The organism is Bacteroidetes Order II. bacterium (assembly GCA_016788705.1).
GTDB lineage: Bacteria > Bacteroidota > Rhodothermia > Rhodothermales > UBA2364 > UBA2364.
Genome location: JAEUSQ010000045.1, coordinates 1 through 6,495 on the forward strand (window position 1 = coordinate 1; position 6,495 = coordinate 6,495).

Annotated in this window: 7 protein-coding genes; 5 read left to right on the forward strand and 2 right to left on the reverse strand. The window is 45.1% G+C overall.

Annotation, left to right across the window (positions count from 1 at the left end; translation table 11 throughout):
* Positions 1 to 1,395: PDZ domain-containing protein (locus JNN12_11940; protein MBL7979042.1), on the reverse strand; the 1,395-nt coding region annotated here is incomplete at its 3' end.
* An 88-nt stretch (positions 1,396 to 1,483) separates the two neighbouring features.
* Entirely contained in the window at positions 1,484 to 2,002 is a 519-nt protein-coding gene (locus tag JNN12_11945; GenBank protein ID MBL7979043.1) for a hypothetical protein, read from the reverse strand.
* Between the two features lie 376 nt (positions 2,003 to 2,378).
* On the opposite strand from JNN12_11945, the gene JNN12_11950 reads away from it, so the two are divergent.
* The 5 genes from JNN12_11950 to JNN12_11970 form a co-directional block, all read left to right on the forward strand.
* Positions 2,379 to 2,993 carry a superoxide dismutase gene (locus JNN12_11950; GenBank protein ID MBL7979044.1) on the forward strand — a complete coding sequence of 205 codons (615 nt, stop codon included), beginning with the start codon at positions 2,379 to 2,381 and terminating at the stop codon, positions 2,991 to 2,993.
* Between the two features lie 69 nt (positions 2,994 to 3,062).
* Complete coding sequence (locus JNN12_11955; GenBank protein ID MBL7979045.1) at positions 3,063 to 3,725, forward strand: 4'-phosphopantetheinyl transferase superfamily protein; 663 nt, start codon at positions 3,063 to 3,065, stop codon at positions 3,723 to 3,725.
* A gap of 307 nt (positions 3,726 to 4,032) precedes the next feature.
* Positions 4,033 to 4,860 carry a hypothetical protein gene (locus JNN12_11960; protein MBL7979046.1) on the forward strand — a complete coding sequence of 276 codons (828 nt, stop codon included), beginning with the start codon at positions 4,033 to 4,035 and terminating at the stop codon, positions 4,858 to 4,860.
* A gap of 32 nt (positions 4,861 to 4,892) precedes the next feature.
* Entirely contained in the window at positions 4,893 to 5,963 is a 1,071-nt protein-coding gene (locus JNN12_11965) for a hypothetical protein (GenBank protein MBL7979047.1), read from the forward strand.
* Positions 5,964 to 5,999: 36 nt separating this feature from the next.
* A partial coding sequence (locus tag JNN12_11970; protein MBL7979048.1) for a PQQ-binding-like beta-propeller repeat protein occupies positions 6,000 to 6,495 on the forward strand: 496 nt, incomplete at its 3' end.

The window sequence follows — 6,495 nt, forward strand, 5'->3', positions numbered from 1 at the left end:
ATGCTGGATTTGGGATTCCAGTAGCCCAAATTGATCTATCACCCAAAACCCACCTATGTCTTGTGGAAACAACAACACCGCTTGTTCAAACCGCATCCAATGAAGGATTTCCCGAACCTCCGCTGCCATTTCGGTACCATCTCGCACAAAATTTAGCCGCATCGCACTTTGGTCAATAATGGTTCGGTAATCATACCAGCCTCCATAAAGCAAGGCATCTACCTGTTTTTGGAGCCATTGGCGCACGTAAGGAAAACCAAATGCAGCCAATAGCGCAATACTGGCACTCACAAATGGTTTAAGAAAGGTATATTTAGGTAAGGATTCCAGATACAAAAAAAGTACAAAATAGCTTCCTACAAAAATCCCAAGCAGCATAGAATACACCAAACTGCGGTTTAGGAAGCGGTCAATTTTACCCAATTCGCCCCGTAGCAAAGCCATTCCATAGGTAATGGGTATAAAAACAATAAATGGGTACACCCAAGAATAAGAAACCCAAGGCTCATTGCCAAATACCGTGGGCAGGCGGTATAAAGTGACCAACGGAAACAAGCCCAAAGTTAGACCATACACCAAGAGTCGCTTCCTACGAGCGAGGTCTATATTGTCCGCACGGATGGAGGGCCAGAGTAAAATGAGCAATGCAGCCATAAAACCCACATCGGTAAATACTTCCTGAAGCCGAAACTGCCAGGTGCGCACCCCCAGATCATCCGTCCAATAAACCGCCCCAAAAGCTGCTAACCCCATCAAAAATAACAACCCATACATAATACCCATCAACCATATTAGCATTTTTTTGGGGATAGATGACGGAAAAAGTGCATAGTTATGGATGGCCAGTACGCCAATAATGGTTTCTAAAATATTTGAGACGAATAAGCCACCCGGTAAAGTGATCCGTAAGGTGATAGCAGAAAGCATGAACGTGGCGATAATAGACGAAACCAAAAAGATGGGCGCGACCCTATGAGACGGTTGAAACACCACCAATATCAACCCAATCACCCAAAACGAAAAGCCCACAAAGGGCTTCATAAGTTCATTGAGCCTGTTTTCCAAAGGTGCAACTGTCACCAGATACCATACTGTTTGTTGCTGGCCATTCCGGAGCACTTGAAGAGAGAGCTTTTCCCCAGCTTCGGCCTTTGAGACCAAATGGGGCATCTCCGAAGGTTTTGCGTCATTTACCTTAAGCACCCAATCTAACGGCATTAGACCCGCCGCTTTTGCTGGACTATGGTCTAAGACTGCCGTGACCAAACCGCCATTGATCCACTCAATATCCCAAAAAAGGCGGTCAGCAAGTGCCACCTGCGCACCACGCACCAAGAACAAAGCGGTGACAAAGTGTAAGAGCAAGAGCGGCCAACGGCGGAACAAAGCAGACATGTACGTTCGTTTCGGTAAGTGTAAGGATATAAAATTACCGAAACGAAACACGCTTTTCAATGTTTACCCCGAATTAACCACAAGGCCCTCAGTTTAGGCAATGAACGCCTCCTATGAGTAGGTCGAAATTAGGCCATCCAGGTGTTGCACGAAAGGTTGCATTCACCTTGATTTCCGGCATTTTGTCCATGCTCAGATGTACTTCATTACGTAGGATAAGTTCAAATTTTCCCCCATAAAACCGACTATTCACTTCGTCGAAAGACAAAAACCCAGAAACCGGAACCAAAAGTCCCTCAAATCCCGAAAGCAATAACAACAAGGCATCTTCCCTGATGTCGGGGCTAAGCGTAAAAGATTGTCCAGAGAAAATTTTTGTCGTTGGAATATGGAAAACAAGCCCTTTTTGTTGGTACGTATAGCATTGAAGGCGCAGGGCTGGCTCGTGGTTATCCACCCGTGTCGCAGGATAAAAACTGGCTTTCCCCGTCCAAGCGTCATTCATCGCCCCACTGAGTTTCATCTGAAAAGCAGCATTTTTTTGCTCCACCCCATAGCGGCACGCCGAAAGACCAAGAAGGGTGTCTATTAAAATTTTTTCTTGCATATAGAAAAGGGTTTTGAAGGGTTCAAATAAAGGTACACCCCTCTTCAAAGCCTTATGTACTTCATTTGAAGTATTTTTTTTGGCTTCAGGTTTTTTTTTTACGCATTGCTGGTCTTTTGCATGACGTTAGACCTACTTATCCCTACTTATCTTTCGGCAAAACGTGACCTTCTTCGACACCAACCGTTCTTAACCAAACCTTGACGCCCTATTTTGAACTTCCCAGCACAAAAGGCGTTGCAAGTCCAGTTCTTTTCACCCTACCAATCACCTTTGTATGAAAAGAAGAGATTTCCTCACAACCCTTGCTTTAACCAGTTTAACGGCATGTTCTGCTCCTGCATTAAAGCAAGTCCAACCCCAAACCAACAAAAAAATGAGTCATATCCTTGCACCCTTACCTTATGCCTACGATGCCTTAGAACCCTATGTGGATGCTCGAACAATGGAAATCCACCACGGAAAACATCATCAGGCTTATGTAAACAACCTAAACGCCGCTTTGGAGGGCCATGCCGATCTTCAGGCGTTGTCCATCGAAGACCTCTTACGTGGCATCAACAATGTTCCCCAAAACATCCGCCAAGCCGTGATTAACAATGGCGGCGGCCATGCCAACCATACGTTGTTCTGGAACATCATGAAAGTGAATAATGGCAGCGGCCCAAAAGGTGATTTGGCAGCGGCCTTAGATTCCGCATTTGGTTCTTTTGATGCCTTCAAAACCAAATTTGCACAAGGCGGTGCTACCCGTTTTGGCAGCGGGTGGTCTTGGCTCGTGGTAAATGCCGAGGGTAAATTGGAAGCCTATTCAACGGCCAACCAAGACAGCCCCTTGATGCAAGGCCATACGCCCATCCTCGGCTTAGATGTTTGGGAGCATGCCTATTACCTGCATTACCAAAACCGCCGTCCCGACTACATTGCCGCTTTTTGGAATGTGGTGAATTGGGACGCTGTTGCGGGTCTTTATGCGGCAGCAAAAGGTTAATTTGTTATCATATAACGACCTAAGCCCGATTTTTTATTCATGATCGGGCTTTTCTTTTCAACGAATGGCATGACCATATCCCCGCCTTCCATCTCGGCGTTGATGCAGCAGCAATCCCTTTGCATCATGCCTGTCAGGTGTCCGTTCCCGGCAAATTGCATTAAATTAGTCTCGGAAGAAGAACGGAACCATGCTGCGACTTTTACCAATGAGAGCCGTCGTGCCACCTACTTAGCAGGCCGCCTCGCCATGCGCACCTTGCTGATGCCCCATCTGAATCAGCTACCCCATGAAATTCCTCTTGTTACTGAGCCTTCCGGCGCCCCGGCCCTCGTATTAGACCCGCCCCTCTATGTCTCCGTTACGCATACGGCTTCTGAAGCCGCCGCAGTCTTTGCGCCTACTCCTGTTGGGATAGACTTAGAACACATCCAAAAAAGGCGTGACGACCTCTGGAAATTCCTACTGCCTCCGACCGATTACGAGGCTTTTCATGCCTTAGACGCCCCACAAAATGAGAAAAACATCTTGCTTTGGGTCATTAAAGAAGCGGTGCTCAAGGGTTTAAAAACAGGATTTCGGCTTTCTCCTAAAAAAATACAGGCCCACATCAACCTCGATGCCCAAGAAGCCTTGGTCACAGATCACATCGGGCAGCACTGGGTGGTTCCTTTTACCCGTCATGAGGATTGCTGGCTGGCGGTAGCCCTGCTACAAGACCAAAAATCGTGAATGTGTTTCGCAAAATGTGCGTAAAAATCAATAACGGTCACACATCACCACTACCCTTACCTTCCTTCGCGTAATCTATTTTTATGATGAGCAATTATCCGCTTTGAATGAACCAAAGCGCATGTGTTTACGCGTCTATGAAACACCTTTAATTAGTGTTCACAAAAATCCAGTCAACCTATTAAGGAATTACCTTTGGGCAAAAAGTTTAGAAAAAGGTTGGGCGAAAGGTTGGGCGAAAGGTTGGTATGGTATGCAAAAGGGTATATTATTTTGCATGTAACCATTCACTAAATCCAACAATGATATGCGTTTTACTCTCAAACCTATTTTGTCCTTGTTTTTTGTATCGCTTCTATTAGCAGGATGCAAGGATAATTTACAGCCCGCCCCCGGCGTTGATCAAAGTGATCCACCAGTCGTTAAAAAAATTTCTTTCGACCTTGAGCAAAAAATCGAATCGGAATTCATTCCTCTTCACGGCTTTGATAGAACGGATAGGTTAAGTAAAAGGGAAGTTACACCCGACCCCTACAATGTTGAACAAAATGTAGAGGTGTCTGTCTATGGTGGGGGTAACTATGTAATGGATATTCGGACTTTATGGAATGCAGAGACCACTATTCCACGTGACATACCTGATGTTCGTAATATTGGCCTCACACGTGTTACCCCTACGGAAACCATACTATATGATGAAAGTGGTAACATAATTGAGCGCATGAATACCCAAGGGCTTACTCTGGAAGAAGAATCTGGCGGGGTGGGAGCACTCTCCAAAACACAAAAACCGTTTATGATGCCTTTTGCTGCACCAACAAAAGAGCATATCCCTTCTTCTGCGTACAAAAGAGAAGTTGGGAAATTGACAGCCTACTCCTATCAGCAAACTGATAACGAAACAGGTGATCTTTTGAATGTTCAGACGTTTTTTGATAATGAGAAAAACGAAATCATACGTGAAACGGCAGAAATAAAGGGTAAACTTTTTACAGATGTATCTTATACCTACCGGATGCACGATGGCGAAAAGGTCATTGCTTCACAAAAAAGCATTACTAAATTAGTCCAAAACGGGGGCACATCTGTGATTAGTGGGGAAGCACGATACAAAAACCTTCGGATATCTAAATAAACAACCTGCTTAACCAATAAAAACTTAACATTATGAAACATGCAATTATTTTAGGCATTTTGTTGCTCTTGGTTCCGTCGTTACAAGGACAAGACCGAAAGGCATACGTCCTACATGGGCACAACGGCACTTCTGACAAACTGCAAAATATGGTTTCTGCACTTAATAGTACTCACAAACTTGCTGCAGAAGCCTTCAATTATCAAAGTAGTGATGGTATTGCTCAGGCAGGGAATGATGCAAGAAGTAAAATGAGTGGCTCCAACTCACTTGCAATTGGACATAGCATGGGCGGGATTACACTCCGACAAATAGACAAACAAGGAGGAGCGCCATTTAGTGCCGCCATTACAGTTGGTACGCCACATCATGGTGCTGAAATCGCAAGATCACTAGAAAGTGGACTTGCAAAAAACACAACCGATAAAGTAACGGCAAATATCATGGCAGGTCCAAGTCGTTGTCCGGCGGTTTCTTTTGTAAATATGTTGGCAGTTTTAGGAACCGGCAAAGATTTAACAATGATGATTCAGAATCTAATAGGTAGCAAGCTAAGTGAAAGATCCAATCAATCATCTAAAGAGTTACAACCCGATGCTGCTTTTTTCCAAGGCAATCAAAACACCACTGTACCGTTTGTCAGCATTGCTACTTACGAAGATAGAAATGCGGCTTATAGACTGGCAGCAAGTGATAAAAACATGGACCAAGGAACTGCGGTAACCATTGCCCATGGCGCAGGTTATGCTTGGATGGCAATGGGTGTTTTTTATACAGTCAGAGGAATAAAGAGTCCGTGGACATTACCGCTTAACATAGCTCGTGCAAATGCATGGTTCACGGGTGGGGCACAACTTTTATATTGGACCGAGCGTGATTGGAACATGCTATACGCAGGTGTGCGTACCTCCGATTCTATGGGGGATGGCTTTATCACCGCTGCATCCCAAACTTTTGCCAATGCTGTTGGTAAGATTGTGGTGGAGGATGAGGGGATCAATCATGCCGAACAAAGACACCACCCCCGTGTTTTTGATGAAATAAGAGATGTTATGGAAAGCCGAGGTCGTTATGGACACACATTCAATGTGGCGCGAAGATAAATCAGGGGGCTTCGGCCCCCTATAACCTATACCTATATGAGCAAAAATTTCTTTTTCCCGCTCCTTTTCCTTTTCTTCACGAGTGCCGGCTGTGATGTAAACAACGAAGGAAAGGTGATCAGCTCCGATGGGCTGACCCTCAAAAACCTATGGCGGCAAAGCAAGGTAGAGAAGAAAAACACCTTACTCATCACGTATGGAGTTAGAAAACGCCCACCCCTACAACCAGATGGCGTATTTACCTTTGGCGATATCAGCACCAATGACTCTGACAAGCGCCCAATGATGTTGGACAGGGCTACTGGACGTATCAAATGGAAGGCAGATGATGAGGCTATTGTATGGGGTGCAAATAGTGTTCATCAACATGGAGATATCGTGCTCCTGCATGAAACGGACAGACTCATTGCGTTGGACCTTAAAACAGGGAAAACAAAGTGGAAAAAGAAGCGGGAACGCAGGGATTCGGGCAATGATAATTGGGGCAGTTTAAATGTGCATGGCTTGGGTGGGATTTATTTCACCGCTCATG